Raw genomic sequence first — 22746 nt, 5'->3', positions numbered from 1 at the left:
TCCAGCTCCGCGACGACCGTCTCGTCCGGCCGGTCGGTGGCGGCGGCCAGGTGCCAGGCGCGCCGGTCGGGGTCGAGGTCCGGCACGTCGGCCAGCGCCCGGTGCGCGGCCCGCCGCTGGGCGCTGGTCGCCGCCCGGTAGACCGCGGAGCGCACCAACGGGTGATGGACGTCGACGGTGTCGCCGTCGACGCGCAGCAGCCCGGCCCGTTCGACCGCGTCGAGGGCGTCGGCCCCGGCGTCGAGCCGGGCGGCGGCGTCGCGGACGACGGTCAGCCGGCCGGTGTCGTCCGTGGCGGCCACCAGCAGGAACCGCTGCGCCGGCTCGGGCAGGCGCCGGCAGCGGTCCAGGAAGGCGCGCTCCACCCCGCCGGTCAGCGGCAGCGGGGCCGGCAACGGCGCCCGGCCGGCCAGCTGTTCGGCGGTGAGCACCCCGGCCAGTTCGGCCAGGGCCAGCAGGGTGCCGCCGGTACCGGCGACCAGCTCGTCGCGCACCGCCGGGTCGACGGTGCCGCCGGCGTGGGCCGACAGCAGGGTGTCGGCGGCCTCGCCGGTCACGCCCCCGAGGACGACGTCGGGCAGATCGTCGGCGTCGAAGCGGCGCGCGTCGCCGTCACGGGCGGCGAACACCAGCGCGACCCGTTCGGCCTGCAGCCGGCGGGCGACGAACAGCAGCGCGGCCGCCGAGGCGTCGTCCAGCCAGTGCGCGTCGTCGACGACCGCCAGGACCGGAAACTCCTCGGCGGCATCGGCCAGCAGGCTCAGCGTGCCCAGGAACGCCAGGAACCGGTCGCCCGCGCCCTCGGCCTCGCCCAGTGCGGCGCGCAACGCCGCCCGCTGCGGTGCCGGAAGGCGGTCGAGCCCGGCGCGCAGCGGCCACAGCAGCCGCTGCAGCGCGGCGAAGGCCAGCGGGGACTCCGACTCCACACCACAGGTGCGCAGCACCCTCATGTCCGAGGCCGTGGCGACGGCGTCGGCCAGCAGCGTCGACTTGCCGGCCCCGGCCACACCCCGCACGACCAGCGCCCCCCCATTGCCCCCACGGGCCGCGTCGAGCAGATCGGCGATCGCTGCGCGTTCGGTGTCACGTCCGGCCAGCACGCAACCGATGGTATCGATGCGGACGGGCATGCTCCGGACGGGCCCGGGGACGGAACCCGGCGGAATTCCTGGTACGAGTGACCGGGCCGGCGGCACGCGTGGAGGCCGCACCCGGCACCCGCCCTCCCTCCGGAAGAGAAAGCCCGAGTCGTCCCGCCGCCCCAACCGTCACCCCGCCGACGGCAGCCGTGTCCCCTTCCACCGCCGGCCGGGACGCGGGACCGCGCTCCGGCCGGCAGCCCGTGGCCGCGTCGGCCCGGCACCGGTCACCGCCCGGCCGCGCCCTGTGGCCCCGGCGAAAAACCCGGCGATTTCCCCGGTGAGACGCACCCCCCTGCGCACCGACTCTTGTCACCGACCACACCGCCACTCACCGAAGCACCGGAGGAATTCCATGCTGCCCAGCACTCCCCGCACCTTCATCGGCTCGACCACCTTCACCGTGACCGGCATGACCTGCGAGCACTGCCGGCGCGCGGTCACCGAGGAGATCGCGGGCGTCGCCGGCGTCGAGTCGGTCACCGTCGACCTGGCCACCGGCACGGTCACCGTCACCGCCTCCCAGCCGGTCGACCGCGCCGACATCGCCGCCGCGGTCGACGAGGCCGGCTACACCCTCGTCCCCTGACCCCGCCCCCACCGACCACTGGAGAACTGGAGATCTGCCGTGCACAGTGCGACCCCGGCCTCGAGCACGCCCACCCACACCCCGGCGCACCCCCAGCACCGCCTGAGCGCCAAGAAGTTCGTCCGGCACTTCCTCGAGATGGTCGTGGTGATGGCCGTCGGCATGGTGGCCCTGCACCCCGTGTGGAGGGTCGTCCTCGACTCCGTCGGCGCCTCCGGGCTGATGCGCAACCCGTACACAGGCGCGCTGATCATGGCGACGAACATGACCGCCGCCATGTCCGCGTGGATGAGGTTCCGCGGCCACCGCTGGCGGCCCATCGCGGAGATGGGCGCGGCGATGTACGTGCCCTTCCTGGTGCTGTTCGTGCCGATGGCGCTCGGACTCATCGACGAGGCCGCGCTGATGCTCTGGGGGCACGTGCTCATGCTCCCGGCGATGGCCGCGGCGATGCTGCTGCGCCCGTACGAGTACGCCCACTGCTGAGGCCGCCGGAATCCCGCCCCGCGGCATCGGTGACGACCGCGGCGGCGGGGGCCGGCCCGGCCGCTCCCGCCGCCGCGGTGGCACATCCGGCCCCGGGCGGCGGTCCCTTTCACCGTCCCGGGCACACCCGCCGCCGCGGTGGCACATCCGGCCCCGGGCGGCGGTCCCTTTCACCGTCCCGGGCACACCCGCCGCCCACCGGGGAAGGTACGCACCCTCACCCCTGCGAACCGCTCACCGGGACCAGCCGGACCCGGCGAAACCGCCGGTCCGGGTCCACCCGCCGGCCCGGACCCTCAGTCGTGGCCGGAACACCCCGTTCCCACAGAAGACGTCCCCTCAGGAGACCGAAATGACGACCACCGCACCGACCGCCGCCTCGGCGACCGGGGCGAGCGCCGGCTGCACCCTCGACATCGGCGGCATGACCTGTGCCTCCTGCGTCGGCCGGGTGGAGAGGGCGCTGAACCGGGTCGACGGCGTCATCGCCGCCGAGGTCAACCTGGCCACCGAGGTCGCCACCGTCCGCTTCGACCCGGCCCGGGTCGGCCTGGAGGAGCTGACCGCCGCGGTGACGCGCGCGGGGTACACCGCCACCCCGCGCCACGAGACCCAGCCCGCCGCCGAGCGCCCCGGTACCGCCGCAAACGCCCCGGGCGAGGACGGCGACGAGGCGCGCCTGACCACGCTCAAGCGCACATGGCAGATCACTCTCGCCGCCGGCCTGGGCCTGATGGTGCTGATGTACGTGCCGCTCCCCCTCGACGCGATGGACTGGCTGATGCCGGCCGTCCTCGTGGTGGCCACCGTGGTGCAGTTCTGGGCCGGCCGTGACATCTACCGCGCCGCGTGGGCCGCGGCCCGGCACCGGTCGACCACCATGAACACGCTCGTCGCCCTGGGCACCGGTGTCGCCTACGCCTACAGCGCCTTCGTCGTCCTCTGGCCCGCAACCGCCGAGCGGTGGGGGCTGCCGCTGCACATCTACTTCGAGACCTCGCTGGTCATCCTGGCCCTGGTCCTGGCCGGCCGGTGGATGGAGGCGAAGGCGAAGAAGCGGACCGCCGCGGCGATCACCGCCCTGGTCGGCCTCGCGCCGAAGACCGCCCGGGTGCTGCGCGACGGCACCGAGTGCGACATCCCCGTCGAGCAGGTCGTCGTCGGCGATCTCGTGCGGGTGCGGCCCGGTGAGAAGGTGCCGGTGGACGGGGTCGTCACCGACGGCACGACCGCGGTGGACGAGAGCATGCTGACCGGCGAGAGCCTGCCGGTGGACAAGACCGTCGGTGACACCGTCATCGGCGCCACGCTCAACCACACCGGCACCGTCGTCATCCGGGCCACCGCGGTCGGCGCGGACACCGCGCTGGCGCAGATCGTCCGGCTGGTCGAGGACGCCCAGGGAGCGAAGGTGCCGCTGCAGCGTCTCGCCGACCGGGTCTCCGCGTGGTTCGTGCCGGTCGTGCTGGCGCTGGCCGCGGTCACGTTCGTCGCGTGGACGCTGTTCGGGCCGGACACCGACCGGCTGACGATGGCGATCAGCACCACGATCGCCGTGCTGATCATCGCCTGCCCGTGCGCGCTCGGCCTGGCCACGCCGACCGCGGTCATGGTCGGTACCGGGCGCGCCGCGGAACTGGGGGTCCTCATCGGCAACGGCGACGCGCTGGAGACCGCCCGCCGGGTCACCGCCGTCGTACTGGACAAGACCGGCACCCTCACCCGCGGCAAGCCGGCCCTCGTCTCGGTCACCACGGTGGACGGCCGGTCCGAGGACGGCGTCCTGGCCCTGGCCGCCGCCGCCGAGACCGGCAGCGAGCACCCCGTCGGCGAGGCGATCGTCAACGCCGCCACGGCCCGTGGGCTGAGCCTGCCGGTGCTGCGCTCCTTCGAGGCCGTCCCCGGCCACGGCATCGACGCCGTCGTCGCCGGGAAGGCCGCGGAGAAGGTCGCCGAGAAGCGCGTACTGGTCGGCAACGCCGCGCTGATGACCGCCCGCGGCGTGGACGTCACCGCGCTCGCCGGCGCCGCCGGCCGCGAGGCCGCGGCCGGCCGCACCCCGATGTTCGTCGCGGTCGACGGGGTCCTGGCCGCGGTGCTGGCGGTCGCCGACACCGTCCGGCCCGAATCCGACGAGGCCGTCGCCCAGTTGAAGGCGCTGGGTCTGCAGGTGTGGATGCTCACCGGCGACAACGCGGCCACCGCGCACGCGGTCGCCGAGCAGGTCGGCATCGAGCACGTGCTCGCCGAGGTGCTGCCCGCGGACAAGGCGGCGAAGGTCCGCGAGCTGCGGGAACAGGGGCACGTCGTCGCCTTCGCGGGTGACGGCGTCAACGACGCCGCCGCCCTCAGCGCCGCCGACGTCGGCATCGCCATCGGCACCGGCGCGGACGTCGCCATCGCCGCCTCCGACATCACCCTCGTCGGCGGCGACCTGCGCGGCATCGTCTCCGCCATCGCCCTGTCCCGGCGCACCGTCACCACCATGAAGCAGGGCCTGACGTGGGCGTTCGGCTACAACCTGCTGCTCATCCCGGTCGCCGCCGGGGCCCTGTACTGGTACGGCGGCCTGCTGCTGGACCCCGTGCTGGCGTCCGCGGCGATGGCGATGAGCTCGGTCAGCGTGCTCGCCAACGCGCTGCGGCTGCGCCGCTTCCGCCGCCCGGCCGGCGCCGCGGAGATCCTGCACCCCTCGCTGCGCGCCCGGGTCGGCCAGTACGCCTTCCTGACCGCCGTCGCCGCCGGCGCCCTCACCCTCGGCGCCGGCCTGACCGCGGTCAGCCGGATGGACTTCGCCGAGCGCGGCATGAACGGCCAGCTGGCCTGGGTGCAGGGCACCGGCATGCCGATGCGCCCGGCGATGAGCGTGATGATGACCGCGGAGGTGCCGGCGACCGACGCCGCCGACGCCGGCGTCGACGTCCGCCTCGACCTGCCCGCCGGCGTGCGCCCCGGGAAGCCGGCCCGGCTGGTGGCCACCGTCGTGAACGCCTCCACCGGCGAGCCGGTGGAGGACCTGACCCGCAGTCACGAGGCGTGGATGCACCTCATCGTCACCCGCGCCGACCTCGGCAGCTTCGCCCACGTCCACCCGCGGCCGACAGGCCGTCCCGGCCAACTCGCCGTGGACGTCACCTTCCCCACCGCCGGGCGGTACATCATCAACACCGAGTTCCGCCGGCAGGGGCAGATGGCCGGCGTGCACTCCCGGCAGGTGCTCACCGTCCCCGGCACCGCACCCGCGCCGGTGCCCCTGGTGGCCGGGCCGCGCAGCGTGGTCGTCGGCGGCGTCCGCGTCGAACTGCACGGCGACGCGAAGGCCGGAGGCCGCAGCGATCTTCGCTACGTCCTCACCGACGCCGCCACCGGCGAACCGGTCGACGATCTGCGGCCCTACCTCGCCGCCGCCGGCCACGTCGTGGTCATGCGCGCCGACGGGACGACCTTCGCCCATGAGCACGCCGAGGCCACCGACTCCGACGGCCGCCCGGTCCTCGCCCTGCCGGGCACGACGTTCGGCCCGGAACTCGACGTCCATGCCGAGTTCCCGACCGCCGGGACCTACCGCCTGTGGGCACAGTTCCGCCTCGCCGACGGCGATGTCCTCACCGTCCCGTTCACCGTCCAGGCCCGCTGACGCCGGAAGTTGCACGAGTCAAGCCGCTTGCGCGACCGGCGGGGCGGGGACGCGGACCCGGTTGCCGCGCAGGAGAGCACGGCACGCTCGCTCACGCCGTCGGCGTGGGCGGCGCTGCCCGGCTTCGCCGTCGCCGGGCTCAAACTGGCCGATCTCTTCCCCGTGGCCGTGGAACGCGCCGGTGCGCCGGCCGGTCCGAGCGGCGTCGCGACCGCCTCCGCCCTCGGCCACGGCGGCATGCCGCTCGGTCCGCCCGTGACCGGCTCCATGGCCGGCGGGGTCTCCCTGCCGGCCGCGCGCACCGGCGTCGCCGTACCGGCCGCCGTCGCCGCCACGATCGCCTTCGCGCCCCGGCGGCCGGTGGGGGTGACAGCCGGCGCCGTGGCCTCGGTCAGGCGGCCGAGGCGGCCTTCGGGTGTTCGACCCGGCAGACCAGGGCGTCCTTGTCGACGTCCGCCACGATCGTGTCACCGGGGGAGGCCGAGTCGCTCAGCAGCAGGGAGGCGATGCGGTTGTCCAGCTCGGTCTGGACGGTGCGGCGCAGCGGGCGGGCACCGAACTCCGGCTGGTGGCCGTGGGCGATCAGCAGTTTCTTCGCGGCGTCGGTGACCTCCAGCTCCAGGCCCTGGGCGCGCACCCGGCGGCGGCTGCCCTCCAGCAGCATGTCCAGGATCCGGCCGAGGTCCTCCTCGCTCAGGCGGTGGAAGATGATGATGTCGTCGATGCGGTTGAGGAACTCCGGCAGGAACCTCGCGCGCAGATCCTCCATCAGCTGGTCCTTGATGGCGGAGACGTCGCCCTGGTGGGCCAGGATCCGCTGGGCGCCGATGTTGGAGGTCATGATGACCACGGTGTTGCGGAAGTCGACGGTGCGGCCCTGCGCGTCGGTGAGCCGTCCGTCGTCGAGGACCTGGAGCAGGGTGTTGAAGACGTCCGGATGGGCCTTCTCCACCTCGTCGAACAGCAGCACGCTGTAGGGCTGCCGGCGCACCTTCTCGGTGAGCTGGCCGGCCTCCTCGTGCCCGACGTAGCCGGGCGGGGCGCCGACGAGCCGGGAGACGGTGTGCCTCTCCTGGAACTCGCTCATGTCGAAGCGGACCATGCGCTCCTCGTCGCCGAACAGCAACTCGGCGAGCGTCTTGGCCAGTTCCGTCTTGCCGACGCCGGTGGGGCCGAGGAAGAGGAAGGAGCCCACGGGCCGGTTCGGGTCGCTCATGCCGGCCCGGCTGCGGCGCACCGCCTGTGCGATCGCGGCGACCGCCTCGTCCTGGCCGACGACCCGGTCGTGGAGGGCCTCCTCCAGTTTCAGCAGCCGTTCCTTCTCGCTCTCGGTCAGCTGGGCGACGGGGATGCCAGTGCGCCGGGACAGCACCTCGGCGATGTCGGCGGCGGTCACCTCGAGGACCCCCTCGCGGCGCTCGGCCAGCCCCGCCAGTTCCGTCTCCACCTCGGTGATCCGTTCCTTGAGCTCGGCGGCCCGCTCGAAGTCCTCGGCGGCAACGGCCTGGTCCTTCTCCCGGCGCAGTTTGGCCAGCCGGTCCTCGCGCTCCGCGACCTCGGTGGACCGGTTCAGGGAGCGCAGGCGCACCCGTGCCCCGGCCTGGTCGAGCAGGTCGATGGCCTTGTCGGGCAGGAAGCGGTCGGTGACGTACCGGTCCGAGAGCTCGGCCGCGGCGACCAGGGCGTCGTCGCTGTAGCGGACCTGGTGGTGGGCCTCGTAGGAGTCGCGCAGGCCCTCCAGGATCTGCACGGTCTCCTCGACGCCGGGCTCGGGCACCATGACCGGCTGGAAGCGGCGCTCCAGGGCGGCGTCCTTCTCCACGTGCCGGCGGTACTCGTCGAGCGTGGTGGCCCCGACGACATGGAGCTCGCCGCGGGCGAGGGCCGGCTTGAGGATGTTGCCCGCGTCCATGGAACCCTCGCCGGTGGCACCGGCTCCGACGACGTTGTGCAATTCGTCCAGGAACAGGATCGTCGACTCGGAGGCCGCCTTGACCTCGTCGATGAGGTTCTTCAGCCGTTCCTCGAACTGGCCCCGGTACTGGGTGCCCGCCACCAGTCCGGTGAGATCCAGGGCGATCACCCGCTTGTTCCTCAGGGGTTTGGGGACGTCCCCGTTGACGATCCGCTGGGCGAGCCCCTCCACGATCGCGGTCTTGCCGACCCCCGGCTCGCCGATCAGGACGGGGTTGTTCTTCGCACGGCGGGAGAGGATCTCGACGGTCTGCTCGATCTCCGCGGCACGCCCCACCACCGGGTCCAGCTTTCCGGCCCGGGCCTCCTCGGTCAGGTCACGGCCGTACTGGTCCAGGGTCGGGGTGGCGCTCGGCGCCTCCTCCCCGCCCGGCGCGGTGTCGGGACGGGACGCCGTGTCGGCGCTGCGGCGCACCTGGTCGACCTCGATGCCGTGGGCGGCCAGGATGCGCGCCGCCGGGGCGCCCGGTGTGTCCACCAGGGCGCCGAGGATGTGCTCGGGGCCGATGTACGACACTCCGGCCGCCCGGGAGTGCTCGTAGGCGCGCAGCAGCACCCGCTTGGCCGCCGGGGTCAGGCCGGGCTGCGCGGAGGGCAGGGCGCTCTCGCCGGGCAGGGCCTCGGCGATGTCCGCGCCGAGGCGGTCCGGGTCGGCCCCGGCCTGGGCGAGCAGTCCGCGGGCCGGCTCCACCTGGGTGCACGCCCACAGCAGGTGCTCGGTGTCCAGGTCGGAGCTGCCGTCCTCGGCCGCCCGTTTGGTGGCCTGGTTGATCAACTCGCGCGCGGACTCGGTCAGCAGCCGTCCGATCGGCACGCGCTGCACCCGCGGGGGTGAGGCGGCGGGCGTCATGCCGAAGAAGCGGTTGAGGATCTCGGAGAACGGGTCCGAGCCGCCGAAGGCGGCGCCGAAGGGGGACATCGTCATAATCGCCGTCCGGGGCTGGGGAAAGCGTCTCTCCCCTCTACCCCAGCGCACCGCACGGCCCGCCGCAACGCGATCTACGCCGACCGGTGCGTACGGGCGCGCTCTCCTCGCCGGCACGACGCCGCCGCGGGGCCCGTACCGGCCTCCCGGCCGGGAGGCGTCGGCCGGGAGGCGCCAGTCAGGAGAAGGGGTCACGCCTTTTCTTCGGAGTCCTCGGAAAGCCCGGATCCCTCGGGAGGCGCCGGCCGCAGGCCCACCCCGTGGGCGAGCCGGACCACCGCGTGCCGGAAGAACGGCTCACGGTCCTCCACCACCCGGTTGAACTGCCCGAACAGCTCGAATCCGACCAGCCCGAACAGCTGCGCCCAGGTGGCGACGAGCGCGGCCCCCGCCTCGGGCGGCAGGCCGGGCGCGAGGTCGGCGGTCATCCGCTCGGACTCGCCGCGCAGTTCGGCCGGCAGCGGAGGGATGATCAGCTCGCCCCGCTCGTGGGCGTCGCGCACGATGCCGATGAGAACCAGGCCGACGCGGGCCGCGGCCGGGACGGTCGTCCGCGGTGCGGTGTAGCCGGGCACGGGCGAGCCGTAGATGAGGGCGTACTCGTGCGGGTGCGCCAGCGCCCAGCCGCGGACCGCCTCGCACACGGCGGTCCAGCGTGCGAGGGGCTCGGCGCCGGCCACCGCCGCGTGCGCGGACTCGGCGGCCTCGCCCAGGGAGTCGTAGGCGTCGATGATGAGCGCGGTCAGCAGGTCGTCGCGGCTGGGGAAGTACCGGTACAGCGCGGAGGAGACCATGCCGAGTTCACGGGCCACGGCGCGCAGCGAGAGCTTCGCGGCGCCCTCCTTCGCGAGCTGCCGGCGCGCCTCGTCCTTGATCGCCGCGGTGATCTCCGTCCTGGCCCGGGCACGGGCGCCTTTCACAGTGCTCATGGAGAGAAGTGTTCCACAGTTGCGGAGCAGTGCACACGAAACAGAGCGGTGCACCAGAAAGAGAGCACTGCTCTTGAAATGGACCGCCGATCCGTGCACACTGTTCTCGAACGAGAGCACTGCTCTCTCAAGGTCACCGAGGAAGGGGACACCGTGTCGTCGTCACCGCAGCCGTACTACCTCAAGAGCAGCCGGTGGAACACCCGTCTCAACAGCATCGTCGGCCGTCTCGCCCGGTACGGGATCAGCCTCGCCGGCTCCGCCGAGCTGACCGTGCGGGGCCGCACCAGCGGCCGGCCGCAGCGCATCCCGGTCAACCCGCACACCTACCGGGGCGAGCAGTACCTCGTCTCGGCCCGCGGCCACTCCCAGTGGGTCCGCAACATGCGCGCGGCGGGCGGCGGGGAGCTGCGCGTCGGGCGGAAGGTGCGGAGGTTCACCGCGCAGGAGCTGCCCGACGCCGAGAAGCCGCCGGTCCTGCGGGCCTATCTGGAGCGGTGGGGCTGGCAGGTCGGCCGGTTCTTCCAGGGCGTCACGGCGAAGTCCTCCGACGAGGAGATCGCCGCGATCGCCCCCGACCACCCGGTCTTCCGGATCACGGTCGTGGACTGACCGGGTCCTTCGCGCCGGATGCGGCGGACTCGGCCATCTGGCGGTCCAGCACGGTCAGAGCGCGCTGGGCCACGGGGTGGGTGCGGACGATCTCGCCGAGCGAGGTCGCCCCCTGCGTGATCTCCTTGAACGCCCGCCAGGCGGGCCGGAAACCGGTCAGGGCCGCGTGGAACAGTCCGGGCCGACGTGCGAACACCGCCAGCATCCGCTTGCCGACGGCCATCTCGACCCCGAGCCCCGACTTGATCGCGAACGCGTAGTTCAGGGCCTGGCGCCGGGTCTCCACCGCGTCACGCGCCTCGGCGATGCGCACCGCCCACTCCCCGGCGAGTCGCCCGGACCTGAGCGCGTAGGAAATGCCCTCGCGCGTCCACGGCTCCAGCAGCCCCGCCGCGTCCCCGCACACCAGCACCCGTCCGCGCGAGAGCGGCGAGTCGTCTGCCCGACAGCGCGTCAGATGCCCGGAGGAGACGGCCGGTTCGAAGCCGGCCAGACCCAGCCGGCCGATGAATTCCTCCAAGTACCGCTTGGTGGCGGCGCCTTCACCACGCGCCGAGATCACACCGACGGTCAGGGTGTCCCCCTTGGGGAACACCCAGCCGTAACTGCCGGGCATCGGCCCCCAGTCGATGAACACCCGTCCCCGCCAGTCCTCGGCGACGGTGTCCGGCACCGGGATCTCCGCCTCCAGGCCCAGGTCCACCTGATCCAGCTTCACCCCGACGTGGGCCCCTATGCGGCTGGCGCTGCCGTCCGCGCCGACCACCGCACGCGCGAGCAGCGTCTCGCCGCCCTGGAGCACCACGGCGACCGTACGCCGGTCCGGCACCGCCGCGCCGTGCTGCTCGACCCGCAGGACGGTGGTGCCCGTACGCAGCTCGGCGCCGGCCTTCTGCGCGTGCTCGACGAGCTGCTGGTCGAACTCGGGCCGGTCGACCAGGCCGAACAGCATCTGCTTGGAGCGGCGGGTGCGGGTGAAACGGCCGCCCAGCGAGAAGGTCACGGCGTGCACCCGGTCCTTCAGCGGGAGTTCGAAACCGGGCGGCAGCGCGTCACGCGAGGGGCCGATGATCCCTCCGCCGCAGGTCTTGTACCGGGGCAGCTCCGCCTTCTCCAGCAGCAGCACGCGTCGTCCCGCGACCGCCGCCGCGTAGGCGGCCGAGGCACCCGCGGGTCCCGCGCCCACCACGACGACGTCCCACACCTGCCGCTCGCCGCCCCGCACGTCGTCCGCCGAAGAGTTCCCGCTGCTCACGATGGTCTACCGCTCCCGATCAAGCCGGCTGCCGCTGCTGTCTGTCGCATCCTACGGCGGCCTTCGCCGTGGATCGTTGTGGGAGGATCGGCAGCGCGCACGCCCCGTACGCCGGGGCGCGCCTGCTCTGACACGATCATCCACAGGACAGAAGCGCTCGGAAGTACCACCCCGGTACCCACGAGTGCGACATCGCACCCACAAGGAGCGTGCCCATGCCGTCGCATCCGGTCGCCGACACCGTCGCCTCCCTGATGCCCAGGGCGCGGACGGAACTCGCCGAACTGGTGGCCTTCACGTCGGTGGCGGACTTCGACCAGTACCCGCGGAGCGAGAGCGAGGCGGCCGCGCGCTGGATCGCCGACGCACTGCGCGCCGAGGGCTTCACGGACGTGGCCCTGCTCGACACCCCGGACGGCACCCAGTCGGTGTACGGCCGTCTGCCCGGCCCCGAGGGTGCGAAGACGGTTCTGCTCTACGCCCACTACGACGTGCAGCCGCCGCTGGACGAGGCCGGCTGGACCAGCCCGCCCTTCGAGCTGACCGAGCGCGACGGCCGCTGGTACGGACGCGGCGCCGCCGACTGCAAGGGCGGCGTCATCATGCACCTGCTCGCGCTGCGCGCGCTGAAGGCGAACGGCGGCGTACCGGTGAACGTCAAGGTGATCGTCGAGGGCTCGGAGGAGCAGGGCACCGGCGGTCTGGAGCGCTACGCCGAGGAGCACCCGGAGCTGCTGGAGGCCGACGCCATCGTGATCGGCGACAGCGGCAACTTCCGCCTCGGCCTGCCCACCGCCACCACCGTCCTGCGTGGCATGACCCTGGTCCGCGTCCAGGTCGACACCCTCGAGGGCAATCTGCACTCCGGCCAGTTCGGCGGCGCCGCCCCCGATGCGCTCGCCGCGCTGATCCGCGTCCTGGACTCGCTGCGCTCCGAGGACGGCTCGACGACCGTGGACGGTCTGGACGGCGGCTCCGTGTGGGAGGGCCTGCGGTACGACGAGGAGCAGTTCCGCAAGGACGCCAAGGTGCTCGACGGCGTGGAGCTGATCGGCTCCGGCACGGTCGCCGACCGTCTGTGGGCCCGCCCTGCCGTCACCGTCCTCGGCATCGACTGCCCGCCGGTCGTCGGTGCCACCCCGTCCGTGCAGGCGAGCGCCCGTGCCCTGGTCAGCCTGCGGGTGCCGCCGGGCGTCGACGCGGCCGGGGCGACCGAGCTGCTCGAGGCCCACCTGCGGGCGCACACACCGTGGGGCGCCCGGGTGCGCACCGAGCGGATCGGCCAGGGCCAGGCCTTCCGCGCCGACACCACCGGCCCGGCCTACCGGGCGATGGCCGACGCGATGGCAGCCGCCTACCCGGGCCAGGAGATGCAGTACGCCGGCCAGGGCGGTTCCATCCCCCTGTGCAGCACCCTCGCCTCGCTCTACCCGAAGGCCGAGATCCTCCTCATCGGCCTGAGCGAGCCGGAGGCGCGGATCCACGCCGTGGACGAGAGCGTCTCCCCCGAGGAGCTGGAGCGCCTGTCGGTCGCGGAGGCGCTCTTCCTGCGCAACTACGCGGCGGGCTGAGCCCTCCGCGCCCGCCCTTCCCCGGCCTCGGTCCCTCTGACCTCCTCCGGTCTCCGTCGGCTTTCCGGCTTTTCCGGCGGCGGAACGTCCCCGGATCCGGCCGATGCCGCGGAGCGGACCGGGGCACGGGGTGCCGGGCGTCAGCCGACCGGGACGCCCGCCTCCAGGTACACCGCCGCTCCGCGTTCGCGCGCCCGCAGGGCGCGGCGGAGCCGTTCGTAGCGGACGGGCGGGAGGAGGGAGGCGGCCTCCTGCTCGGTGACGAAGCGGCAGTCGCGCAGCTCGGGGCCGGGCAGGAGCAGGCGTTCGGCCGCCGCGGAGCCCAGGCGGCCGCCGTCGAAGAGGAAGCGCAGACCGCCGTAGCCGGGGGGCGTGGGCGGCTCCCAGTCGACGACGAGCAGACGGGGTACGTCGTTCAGCCGCACCCCGGTCTCCTCGGCGACCTCCCGCATCCCCGCGCGGGCCGGGGCCTCCCCGGGTTCGACGACACCGCCGGGGAACTCCCAGCCGGGCTTGTAGGTGGGGTCGACGAGCAGCACCCGGTCCTGCTCGTCGAAGAGGAGCACCCCCGAGGCGACCGTCTCGCCGGTGGGCTCCGGGGTCTGCACGATGTCGCAGACGGGCACGGCACCGTTGCTGACGGCCTCGACGATCCGGACGGCCGTCTCGTACGGGGTGAGGGAGCTGGTGTCGACGGGATGGGCGTCGGCGGTGAGCCAGGAGGCGAGGGCGGCCCGGTAGGGCTCGATGTGGTCGTAGGACCACTGCCGTATGCGCGCCTCGCCGTCGGGGAGTCCGGGCGGGATCTCACGGCCGGCTATCCGCTCCCGCAGGATCGTTTCGGCCGGGATGAGGAGGACATGCCGGACGGCGATGCGGCGGGCGGCGAGGCCGCCGAAGATCTCGTCACGGTACTCCTGACGCAGCAGTGTCATGGGGACCACGAGGACTCCGCCCAGCTCGGCGAGCATCGCGGCGGCCGTGTCGATCACCAGGCGCCGCCAGATCGGCAGATCCTGGTAGTCGTTGACCTCGGCAAGGTGTTTGGGCGGCAGCAGATGCGTGAGCGCACCGTCGATGACCTCGGGGTCGAAGAGCGTGCTGTTCGGAATCAGCTCGACCAGTTCCCGTGCGGTGGTGGTCTTGCCCGCACCGAAAGCGCCGTTGATCCAAACGATCACGAGTCCCCCTCTTGTGTTGCCCCCTGTGGCTTGCCCGCTTCACCCTGCCACGGAAACCAGCCCCCCGTGGAGGACCCGCCCACAGAATGGCGCCGGTGCCCCCCTCTCGGGGCACCGGCGCCGTTCCCGGCCGGCCTCAGCGGCGGTGCTGCGGGGCCTTGTCGGCCATGGGGAGGCTGTCCTGTTCGAGGATCTGGCCGATGGTGCCCACGGCGTCCTTCACCGCCGGATCGCCGAGCCGGCCGTGCTCGGCGGCGTGCGACGGAGTGACGGCGGCCACGACGAATCCGGTGGCCAGGGAGGCGAGGGCGAGCATGCTGCGCTTCTTCATGCCCTTTCAACTGCCGTGACCGCCCAGAGGTCACGCCACAGGCCGCCATGAGGTCCTTCGTCCGGGATGCGCCGGTCCCGCGGACCCGGCCCGCCCCGGACAAAAGCCCCTTGGGCCGCCCCTTCGTCGGCCCAGGGCCGGCCCCGCGACGAAATGCCGCTGCGGAAGCAGGAAGACCAGGACCGCCGGAAGGGCCACCCGCGCCGGGCCGTTCCAGGGTGCCGCACAAGGCCCGCCGCAACGGGGGGACTTGCGCGGCGGGCCCGGCAGCGGTGCGGCACGGAGTCAGGCGGCGGAGGCGTCCTCCCACGGCCAGCGCGCGTCCCGCCCGGCCTCCAGCAGCGGGATCATCCGGAAAGCCTGGTCGGTGAGCCCGCCGAACGTGTGCCGCTGTCCGCTCCCCGACGGGGCGTGCCCGGCCCGGTAGCCCGCGAGGTTCCAGGTGTACATCGGCACCGGCTCCGGTACGGACCGGGTCACCTCCTGGTGGTCGTGCCCGGCCTGCTCGTCGGTGACGATGACGACCCGGTCGTGTCCGCGGAACTCCTCGCGCAGCGCGAGAGCGGTGTCGGTGCCGCCGCCCAGGAACCAGCCCCCGTCCTTCCACCGGCCGACCGCGCGCAGCAGGGACTCGCCGCGCTGCAGCGGGAACACCTTCGTCTTCGCGCCGGGAGCGTCGCCCCAGGAGCAGCGGGCGGACGAGAAGGACACGACGTCCGCGTTCGCGCAGCGCTGCCCCAGCGCGATCCCGAACAGGGCTGCGGCGTCCCACCGCATCAGCGTCCCGTCCCGGGAGAACCTCTCCTCCATCGAGGAGGACGTGTCGACGAGGACCAGCGTCCTTCCCGGCAGGACGGGGATGTTGGCGAGGGAGGTGTCGAGCGCCTTCTCCAGGGCGTGGCCCCAGCGCAGCGACGGCGCCGCCCGGTACGCGGAGTAGAACCGCATCGGCAGCTGACGGGACCGGGCGACCTGCTCCGGGTCCGCGAGGCGGCGGGCCACCGTCTCGGCGACCTCGTCACGGACACCGGCCTCGTCGAAGTTCCGCAGGTTCCGCAGCAGCGCCATGTAGCCCATCGACGGGATGACGGCCTCCCACGCCGCGGCGTCCATCGGCCCCTGCAGCCAGCCCGCGAGGGCTTCCCAGGTCATGCCGGCGTGCTGCAGGAAGCCGGCGGCGTCCGGGCGCTTCAGCACAGCGCGCCGCCTCTCCACCGGCCACTTGGCGATCTCGTCGCGGGTGCGGAGCAGCCGCAGGGACTCGGGGACGGGCCTGTCGCGGTGGTGGCGGCGGTCGATGGCGTGCTCGAACAGGTCGCCCTGCCACGGCGCGGCCGGGGCCGGGTGGACGAGTTCGATGACGTCGCCGAAGCGGAAACCCTTGGAGGCGGTGTCGTACTTCAGCAGGGACCGCTCGGTGTACAGCCGGCCGAGGGCGTCTTCGATGCCGCGCTTGACGGGCTTGGGGATGCGGCGGCCGTACTTCGACGTCCAGTAGGCGAGGAGTTCGCCGGGCTCGTCGGCACGCTGGAGCACGGAGCCGACGACGCGGCGGTTCCAGCCACCGCCCGCGGCGTTCTCCGCCCGCGCATCGGGGGTGAGGTCTCCCGCCCTCACGGCGTCCAGGCGGCCCTTGACGAACTCGGCGGCACCCACGAGGGATGCGGTGCGCATGTTCGCGTCGCCGCGGAGCCAGCGGAGGAAGCCGGCGCACCACGCCGGGTCGGTGACGGCGAGCGTGCGCACGAGCTGCGTGTACCGGTCGTCGCGGTCGCCGCCCTTCTCGTAGAAGGTGTCGGTGCCGACGAAGTGGGAGACGGCGAGCAGGAACAGCTCGGACCTGGTGTCGCGGAGGTAGCCGGTGCCGCCTTCGTGGGTGCGGGTCGTCTCCCCGGTCGACGCCACGGGCGAGGAGACGGACGTGCGGGTGCCGCGGGTGTTGAATCTGGTCATGAAAAAGCCCCTCACTGCGGAGGGGAGACCCAGCAGTGGGGTGCCCGAGATCAAGTCGGTGACGGGAACGCAGGAGCTCTGCCGATTGAGCTACGGAGGCCCTGAGCCCCCCGGCGGGAATCGAACCCGCAACCACCCCGTTGACAGCGGAAGTACCCGTCGCCTGCGCACCGGGCACCCCCCGATGCCGTGCCTCCCGAGATCAAGGACGGCTGCGGCACGTTCACCGGAAGAAGTAGCCGCGGCCTGCGCACCGGGAGGTGCATGACGTTGTGCGATCACCATACCCATGGCAGCTGACACCCCGTCCAGCGAATTTAAGGGCCCCGCCACCGGACGCCACGACGCCCGCCGCGGCCGGAGGATCACGCGGTCGAGCCGGCGGCGCCGGTCACCGCGGGGTGGTGCGCCGGCCGAGGGCCGGCACCCGCATGTGTGCCGGTCACGGTCATCCCTTGGTCGACCCCAGGGTCAGCCCCGCGATGAAATGCCGCTGCAGGAGCAGGAAGACCAGGACCGTCGGAAGGGCCACCAGGACCGAACCGGCCGCCAGCAGGTTGTAGTCGGTGAAGAACTGGCCGCGCAGGTTGTTCAGGGAGGAGGTGATCGGGAGCTTGTCGGGGTCGGAGATGAAGATCAGGGCCCAGAGGAAGTCGTTGTAGATCCAGGTGAACTCCAAGGTGGCCAGGGCCGCGAGGGCCGGACGGCACAGCGGCAGGGTGACACACCAGAACTGCGTCCACACGCCGGCGCCGTCGACGACCGCCGCCTCCAGGATCTCCTGGGGCAGCGTGCGCATGAAGTTGGCCAGGACGAAGACGCAGAAACCCAGCTGGAAGCCGATGTTGACGACGATGACGGCCCAGTAGGAGTCGTACATCGTCAGCGAGTCGGACATCCACCACGGCAGGGGGATCCTGTTGAACAGCACGTACAGGGGAGTGGCGATCACCTGCTGCGGCAGCAGATTGCCCGCCGTGAAGAACACCAGCAGGACCAGGCCGCCGCGCAGCCGCAGACGCGAGACCGCGAACGCCACGAACGCCGCCAGGAACAGGGTGACGATCACCGCGGGCACCGTGATGATCAGCGTGTTGACGAAGTACTTGCCCATGCCGGACTCGGTGAAGGCACGGCGGTAGTACTCGAAGGACAGTTCCCTGGGCCAGGAGAAGTATCCGTACTGGGCCGTCTCCTGGTACGGGCGCAGCGAGGCGTAGACGGCGAGCAGCAGCGGGGCGAGGAACGCCAGCGAGACCGCCGTGAGGAAGATCTGCGCGCCCCAGCGGCCGCGGCGCCGGCGGGGCCGCGGCGGCTGAAGAAGGGCGGGCGCCGGGCGGCGCACGGGCAGGGGGGTGCGGATGTCGGTCGTCATGTCTGGCGGGCACCTCGCAGCTCTTGGACCAGGAAGGTCACGATGGACCCCAGGGACACGACGAGCAGCACCACGGCGATGGCGGAGCCGAAGCCGATGCGGCTGGCCTCGCCGATGATGTTGTCGGTGATGAGCACCGACAGCAGCTCCAGGCCGTTGCGGCCCTTGTTGACCGCGTAGACGATGTCGAAGGCGCGCAGGGCCTCGATGACCGTGATGACGCCGACGATGACGTTCACCGGGCGCAGCGTCGGCAGGACCACGCGGAAGAACGTCTGGCGCTCGCCCGCGCCGTCGATCGCCGCCGCCTCCTTCAGGGCCGGGTCGACGGATTTGAGGCCGGCCAGGTACAGGATCATGACGTAGCCGACGTGCCGCCAGCTCGCGGCGATCATCATCATCCAGATGTTGAGGCGGGAGTCGCCGAGCCAGTCGATCGGGTCGTCGCGGTTGCCGATGATGGTGTTGAGCGCGCCCTGGTCGGTGCCCAGCACCAGCTGGGCGATGAAACCGACCACGGCCAGCGAGAGCACCACCGGCATGTAGAACACGGACTGGTAGAAGCGGCTGAAGCGGATGCCCCGGTCGATGAGGACGGCCAGGAACAGTCCGAACGGGGTCGCGATCAGGCCCAGGAAGAGCAGCCACAGGACGTTGTTGCGGACCGCCGGCCAGAACGGCGGGTAATTGTCCGCGAGATTCGCGTAGTTGTCCCCGCCGACCCAGTGGATGTCCCCGATGCCGTCCCAGGCGGTGAAGGACAGCCCGATGGAGGCCAGGGTCGGGCCCCAGACGACGGCGATGTCGAGCAGGACCGGAATGCCGAGGAGCACGCCCAGGACGACGAGGTCACGGCGGGTGAACCGCCGCCGTCCGGCGCGCCGCGGAAAGGTGAGCGCCACGGAAGGTCTCCCCCGGTGATCAGTCGACGGGCTGGGAGAAGATGGTCTTCTTCTGCCGTTCGATGCGGTTGCACAGCCCGTCCACGTCCTTCGGGTTCCGGATGAAGTCCTGGAGCGCCTGGATCATCACGGTCGAGGCGAAGTCGGGACGGGTGTCGCGGTCCAGGAACTGCGAGATCTGCTTGGCGCCGGCGACGAGTTCGACGGACTTCTTCTGCAGGGCGCTGTAACCGGAGGTGTCGGCACCGGAGTTGACGGCCACGTTGCTGGGGTCGTGCCGCAGATAGACGTCCTCGGCCTTCGGTGTGCCGAGCCACTTGAGCAGCTCCTTGGCACCGTCGGTGTTCTTGGCCTTCCTCGCGGCCAGGAAGCCGTCGATGGGCGCCTCGACCGCGTCCTGACCGTGGCTCGGGTCGATCTCGGGGAAGGCGAAGAAGTCGATGTCGTCGCGCTCGTTCTCCGGGAACTGGGTGCCGGGGTGCTGCATGCCCAGGACGACCATGCCCGTCTTGCGCTGCTGCAGGCTCTGTCCGGCCTCCTCCCAGGTCCGGCCGAGGGCGCCCTTCTGGTAGTACGGCATCAGTTCGCGCCAGGTGTCGAAGACCTTCTTCACCCGGTTGTCGTTCCAGGCCTCCTCGCCCGCCATCAGGGCCTTGTGGAAGTCGTAGCCGTTGAGACGCAGATTGATGTAGTCGAAGGTGCCCATGGCCGGCCAGCCGTCCTTGTCGCAGAAGGCGACCGGGGTGCCGTCCTTGTGCATCTGCTTGGCCAGCGCGATGAACTGGTCCCAGGTCCTGGGCTGTTGGTAGCCCCTCTGCTGGAACAGGCTCTTCCGGTGGAAGACCGCCCACGGGTAGTAGTAGTACGGCACGAAGTACTGCTTGCCGTCGTACGACGACTGCTCCTTGATGGCGTCGGAGAACCCGGAGAAGGACGCCCACACGTCGCTGATCTCGGTCAGCAGCCCCTTCTGGGCGAAGTACTGCATGCGGTATCCCGCGAACCACATGAAGACGTCGTCGGGCGTGCCCTGCAGATAGCGGTTGATGTTCTCCTGGAAGTCGTTGTGGTCCTTGGTGTTGACCTTCACCTTCTTGCCGGACTGCTTCTGGTAGGCCTCGAAGGCCGCCGCGTACGCCTTCCTCGGGACGGCGTCCGAGGCGTTCGACCCGACGGTGACCGTGTTCTTGTTCCCACCGGGCCCGGAACCGCAGGCGGACAGCAGGGCGGGGAGCGTGACCATGCAGGCTCCGGCGGCCGCACCCCGTAAGAGACTGCGCCGGGACATCGGATGTCCTGCCGTTTCCCCCGGCAGGGCGAGCCGTGCGAACGATGACTGCGCCATGTCCCCCTCCTCGGGGTGCCATCCAACACAAACGAACGCGGGAGTTGGATCTCACCGCCTTTTCACCCGGTCGTCAAGGGGTCTGACGGGATATCGAACAAATGTTATCTACTTCTTCCAACGGAATCCGACATCTCCAACCGCAAACGCACAGCGACACAACGGACATGATCCCCTCCTGCCGCTGCTCCTCCGCCTCTCCTGTCGCTCAGTGATCGGGGCTTTGACCGCAGGGCCGCTGCCCGCGGCGGCCCTGCCGCACCCGCTGCCCCGGCATCCGCCGCCGCGGCTCCCTCAGACCCCCGCCGTCGCGTCCATCCGTGCCGTGAGGACGGCCGCCGCCGCTCCCACCAGGCCGGCGTCCGTGCCCGTCCGGGCCGGGACGACCGTCAGGTGCCGGGCGAAGGAGAGCGTGGCGTAGTCGGCCAGGGCCTTGCGGAGGGGAGCGAGAAGAATGTCGCCCGCCTTGCCCACCCCTCCGCCGATCACCGCGATGTCGATCTCGACCAGGGCCGCGGTGGCGGCGATGCCCGCGGCCAGGGCGCGGGCCGCACGTTCGAAGGAGGCCAGGGCGGCCGGGTCGCCGGCCCGGGCGGCAGCGGCCACCGCGGCGGCCGAGGTGTCGCCGTCGGGGCCCGGCCGCCAGCCGTCCGCCAGCGCACGGCGGGCGATGCTCGGGCCGCTCGCGATGCGCTCCACGCAGCCGCGCGAGCCGCACGGGCACGGATCGCCGTCGAGATCCACGCTGATGTGGCCGATGTGGCCGGCGTTGCCGGTCGGGCCGGGGTGCAGTCGCCCGCCCAGGATCAGGCCGCCGCCCACACCGGTGGAGACCACCATGCACAGCGCGTTGTCGTGGCCGCGGGCGGCGCCCTGCCAGTGCTCGGCCGCCGCGATGGCCACCCCGTCGCCGATCAGCCGCACGGGCAGACCGCCGACGACGGCACGGGCCCGCTCGACCAGCGGATAGCCGCGCCAGCCGGGCACATTCACGGGACTGACGGTGCCCGTGGAGGCGTCCACCGGGCCCGCGCTGCCGATGCCCAGCGCCGTGACCCGCCCCCACAGCGGCGACGCGATCAGTTCGCCGAGCACCTCCTCCACGGCGCGCATGACGGTGTCGCCGTCCTTCTGCGCGGGCGTCGCGCGCTGTGCGCGCACCAGGATGCTGCCGTGACCGTCCACCAGCGCTCCGGCGATCTTGGTGCCGCCGATGTCCAGCGCAGCCACGAGGTCCGTGTGCATCAGAGTCGAATCTCCCCGTCAACCATGAACAAGCCAAGAGAGGGGCGCAGCCCGGTCTCGCGGTGGGGGACGCCGCCGGAGTGTGCGCCGAACAGTCTCTCGCGCCTATGACAACGTTGTCCAGGCTCTATGCTCGACGATGCCACATCCTCATACGGCTGCATGACCCCAGAACCCCAGGGACCACCGCACCCTTCGTGGACGACAGGACAGGACGCCGCATCGTGCCAGAGACCACTCGCCGCGCCGACCGCTCCGCCCCCCGTTACGGCAGCCGTCCGACGATGAAGGACGTGGCGGCACGTGCCGGGGTCGGTCTGAAGACCGTCTCCCGTGTGGTCAACGGCGAGCCCGGGGTCACCCCGGAGACCGAACGGCGCGTCCAGGAGGCCATCGAGGCCCTCGGTTTCCGGCGCAACGACAGCGCGCGGGTGCTGCGCAAGGGCCGTACGTCGACCATCGGGCTGGTCCTGGAGGACCTCGCCGACCCGTTCTACGGCCCGCTCAGCCGCGCGGTGGAGGAGGTCGCCCGCGCGCACGGCGCCCTGCTCATCAACGGCTCCAGCGCGGAGGACCCGGAGCGCGAGCAGGAGCTGGCGCTGGCGCTGTGCGCCCGGCGGGTGGACGGGCTGGTCGTCATCCCGGCCGGCGACGACCACCGGTATCTGGAGCCGGAGATCAAGGCGGGCGTCGCCACCGTCTTCGTGGACCGTCCGGCCGGACGCATCGCCGCCGACGTGGTCCTGTCGGACAACTTCGGCGGCGCCCGCGACGGTGTCGCCCATCTGATCGCCCACGGCCACCGCCGGATCGGCTTCATCGGCGACATGCCGCGCATCCACACGGCCGCCGAGCGCCTGCGCGGCTACCGGGCGGCGATGGAGGACGCGGGGATGGCGGTCGAGGACTCCTGGATGTCCCTGGGCGCCACCGACCCCGAGCGGGTGCGCCGGGCCGCCGAGGCGATGCTGTCCGGCCCCGCCCCGGTCACCGCGATCTTCTCGGCCAACAACCGGGTGACCGTCACCGTGCTCCGGGTCCTGGCCGAGCAGCCGCGCCGGGTCGCCCTCGTCGGCTTCGACGACATCGAACTGGCCGATCTGCTCCAGCCGGGCATCACCGTCGTCGCCCAGGACGCCGCCGCCCTCGGCCGCACGGCCGCCGAACGCCTCTTCCGCCAGCTGGACGGCACCCTCGTCGCCCCGGAGCGCATCGAGCTCCCGACCCGGCTGATCACCCGCGGCTCGGGCGAGCTGCCGCCGGAGGAGTGACCGCCGCGGGGCGGAGGCGGTGCGGT

17 protein-coding genes, 1 tRNA gene and 1 pseudogene are annotated in these 22746 nt (G+C 72.4%); 7 read left to right on the top strand and 12 right to left on the bottom strand.

Annotated features, from left to right (window positions below; all coding sequences use genetic code 11):
- A partial coding sequence (locus tag ABD224_RS18670) for an AAA family ATPase (RefSeq protein ID WP_344051251.1) occupies window positions 1–1100 on the bottom strand: 1100 nt, incomplete at its 3' end.
- A gap of 394 nt (window positions 1101–1494) precedes the next feature.
- Here ABD224_RS18670 and ABD224_RS18665 point away from each other — a divergent pair.
- The 4 genes and pseudogenes from ABD224_RS18665 to ABD224_RS18650 all read left to right on the top strand — a co-directional run.
- Window positions 1495–1728 carry a heavy-metal-associated domain-containing protein gene (locus ABD224_RS18665; protein WP_344051249.1) on the top strand — a complete coding sequence of 78 codons (234 nt, stop codon included), beginning with the start codon at window positions 1495–1497 and terminating at the stop codon, window positions 1726–1728.
- 39 nt (window positions 1729–1767) lie between these two features.
- Window positions 1768–2214, top strand: coding sequence for a hypothetical protein (locus ABD224_RS18660; protein WP_344051247.1), 447 nt, complete (start codon window positions 1768–1770; stop codon window positions 2212–2214).
- A gap of 352 nt (window positions 2215–2566) precedes the next feature.
- Window positions 2567–5851, top strand: a complete 3285-nt coding sequence (locus ABD224_RS18655; protein ID WP_344051245.1) for a heavy metal translocating P-type ATPase — start codon at window positions 2567–2569, stop codon at window positions 5849–5851.
- A gap of 87 nt (window positions 5852–5938) precedes the next feature.
- Window positions 5939–6208: pseudogene (locus tag ABD224_RS18650) on the top strand (MFS transporter); the annotation flags it as partial.
- Window positions 6209–6242: 34 nt separating this feature from the next.
- Here the strand turns inward: ABD224_RS18650 and ABD224_RS18645 are convergent.
- Together ABD224_RS18645 and ABD224_RS18640 are read right to left on the bottom strand one after the other, a co-directional pair.
- Window positions 6243–8750 (bottom strand): ATP-dependent Clp protease ATP-binding subunit, encoded by a 2508-nt coding sequence (locus tag ABD224_RS18645; RefSeq protein WP_344051243.1) that lies wholly within the window; start codon window positions 8748–8750, stop codon window positions 6243–6245.
- Between the two features lie 191 nt (window positions 8751–8941).
- A complete protein-coding gene (locus tag ABD224_RS18640) occupies window positions 8942–9679 on the bottom strand; it encodes a TetR/AcrR family transcriptional regulator (protein WP_344051241.1) in 738 nt (245 codons plus the stop codon).
- Window positions 9680–9772: 93 nt separating this feature from the next.
- Between ABD224_RS18640 and ABD224_RS18635 the strand changes: the two genes are divergently transcribed.
- Window positions 9773–10291, top strand: a complete 519-nt coding sequence (locus tag ABD224_RS18635; RefSeq protein ID WP_425581004.1) for a nitroreductase family deazaflavin-dependent oxidoreductase — start codon at window positions 9773–9775, stop codon at window positions 10289–10291.
- Here ABD224_RS18635 and ABD224_RS18630 read toward each other — a convergent pair.
- Window positions 10275–11546, bottom strand: coding sequence for a geranylgeranyl reductase family protein (locus tag ABD224_RS18630; protein WP_344051237.1), 1272 nt, complete (start codon window positions 11544–11546; stop codon window positions 10275–10277). The two genes, ABD224_RS18635 and ABD224_RS18630, sit on opposite strands and share 17 nt — an antisense overlap.
- 215 nt (window positions 11547–11761) lie before the next feature.
- On the opposite strand from ABD224_RS18630, the gene ABD224_RS18625 reads away from it, so the two are divergent.
- On the top strand, window positions 11762–13117 hold the full coding sequence (locus ABD224_RS18625; RefSeq protein WP_344051235.1) for a dipeptidase: 1356 nt from the start codon (window positions 11762–11764) through the stop codon (window positions 13115–13117).
- 140 nt (window positions 13118–13257) lie between these two features.
- Here ABD224_RS18625 and ABD224_RS18620 read toward each other — a convergent pair whose 3' ends face one another.
- From ABD224_RS18620 to ABD224_RS18585, 8 genes are all read right to left on the bottom strand, one after another.
- Window positions 13258–14298, bottom strand: a complete 1041-nt coding sequence (locus tag ABD224_RS18620) for an NUDIX hydrolase (RefSeq protein ID WP_344051233.1) — start codon at window positions 14296–14298, stop codon at window positions 13258–13260.
- 136 nt (window positions 14299–14434) lie between these two features.
- Complete coding sequence (locus tag ABD224_RS18615) at window positions 14435–14629, bottom strand: hypothetical protein (RefSeq protein ID WP_344051231.1); 195 nt, start codon at window positions 14627–14629, stop codon at window positions 14435–14437.
- 285 nt (window positions 14630–14914) lie between these two features.
- Window positions 14915–16582 carry a TROVE domain-containing protein gene (locus tag ABD224_RS18610; RefSeq protein WP_344051229.1) on the bottom strand — a complete coding sequence of 556 codons (1668 nt, stop codon included), beginning with the start codon at window positions 16580–16582 and terminating at the stop codon, window positions 14915–14917.
- A 104-nt stretch (window positions 16583–16686) separates the two neighbouring features.
- Window positions 16687–16758 (bottom strand) — tRNA-Ser (locus ABD224_RS18605).
- Between the two features lie 272 nt (window positions 16759–17030).
- Window positions 17031–17957, bottom strand: coding sequence for a carbohydrate ABC transporter permease (locus ABD224_RS18600; RefSeq protein WP_344051227.1), 927 nt, complete (start codon window positions 17955–17957; stop codon window positions 17031–17033).
- Window positions 17954–18859, bottom strand: a complete 906-nt coding sequence (locus ABD224_RS18595) for a carbohydrate ABC transporter permease (RefSeq protein WP_344051225.1) — start codon at window positions 18857–18859, stop codon at window positions 17954–17956. The genes ABD224_RS18600 and ABD224_RS18595 overlap by 4 nt, the downstream gene beginning before the upstream one ends.
- Before the next feature lie 19 nt (window positions 18860–18878).
- Window positions 18879–20147 (bottom strand): ABC transporter substrate-binding protein, encoded by a 1269-nt coding sequence (locus tag ABD224_RS18590; protein ID WP_344051258.1) that lies wholly within the window; start codon window positions 20145–20147, stop codon window positions 18879–18881.
- Between the two features lie 351 nt (window positions 20148–20498).
- Window positions 20499–21449 carry an ROK family protein gene (locus tag ABD224_RS18585; protein WP_344051223.1) on the bottom strand — a complete coding sequence of 317 codons (951 nt, stop codon included), beginning with the start codon at window positions 21447–21449 and terminating at the stop codon, window positions 20499–20501.
- A 224-nt stretch (window positions 21450–21673) separates the two neighbouring features.
- Between ABD224_RS18585 and ABD224_RS18580 the strand changes: the two genes are divergently transcribed.
- On the top strand, window positions 21674–22720 hold the full coding sequence (locus ABD224_RS18580; protein ID WP_344051222.1) for a LacI family DNA-binding transcriptional regulator: 1047 nt from the start codon (window positions 21674–21676) through the stop codon (window positions 22718–22720).
- Window positions 22721–22746: the final 26 nt, after the last annotated feature.

The sequence above is a fragment of the Streptomyces thermoalcalitolerans genome, assembly GCF_039525155.1.
GTDB classification, from domain to species: Bacteria; Actinomycetota; Actinomycetes; order Streptomycetales; family Streptomycetaceae; genus Streptomyces; species Streptomyces thermovulgaris.
The sequence above is the reverse complement of the archived record's forward strand: the minus strand, read 5'-3'. Positions and strand labels throughout refer to the sequence as shown.

Bases quoted from the DNA above. Each gene is read 5' to 3' on its own strand.
- ABD224_RS18640 (WP_344051241.1), bottom strand. From the start codon at position 9,679: ATGAGCACTGTGAAAGGCGCCCGTGCCCGGGCCAGGACGGAGATCACC.
- ABD224_RS18610 (WP_344051229.1), bottom strand. From the start codon at position 16,582: ATGACCAGATTCAACACCCGCGGCACCCGCACGTCCGTCTCCTCGCCC.
- ABD224_RS18585 (WP_344051223.1), bottom strand. From the start codon at position 21,449: ATGCACACGGACCTCGTGGCTGCGCTGGACATCGGCGGCACCAAGATC.
- ABD224_RS18625 (WP_344051235.1), top strand. From the start codon at position 11,762: ATGCCGTCGCATCCGGTCGCCGACACCGTCGCCTCCCTGATGCCCAGG.
- ABD224_RS18665 (WP_344051249.1), top strand. From the start codon at position 1,495: ATGCTGCCCAGCACTCCCCGCACCTTCATCGGCTCGACCACCTTCACC.
- ABD224_RS18590 (WP_344051258.1), bottom strand. From the start codon at position 20,147: ATGTCCCGGCGCAGTCTCTTACGGGGTGCGGCCGCCGGAGCCTGCATG.
- ABD224_RS18615 (WP_344051231.1), bottom strand. From the start codon at position 14,629: ATGAAGAAGCGCAGCATGCTCGCCCTCGCCTCCCTGGCCACCGGATTC.
- ABD224_RS18655 (WP_344051245.1), top strand. From the start codon at position 2,567: ATGACGACCACCGCACCGACCGCCGCCTCGGCGACCGGGGCGAGCGCC.
- ABD224_RS18600 (WP_344051227.1), bottom strand. From the start codon at position 17,957: ATGACGACCGACATCCGCACCCCCCTGCCCGTGCGCCGCCCGGCGCCC.
- ABD224_RS18645 (WP_344051243.1), bottom strand. From the start codon at position 8,750: ATGACGATGTCCCCCTTCGGCGCCGCCTTCGGCGGCTCGGACCCGTTC.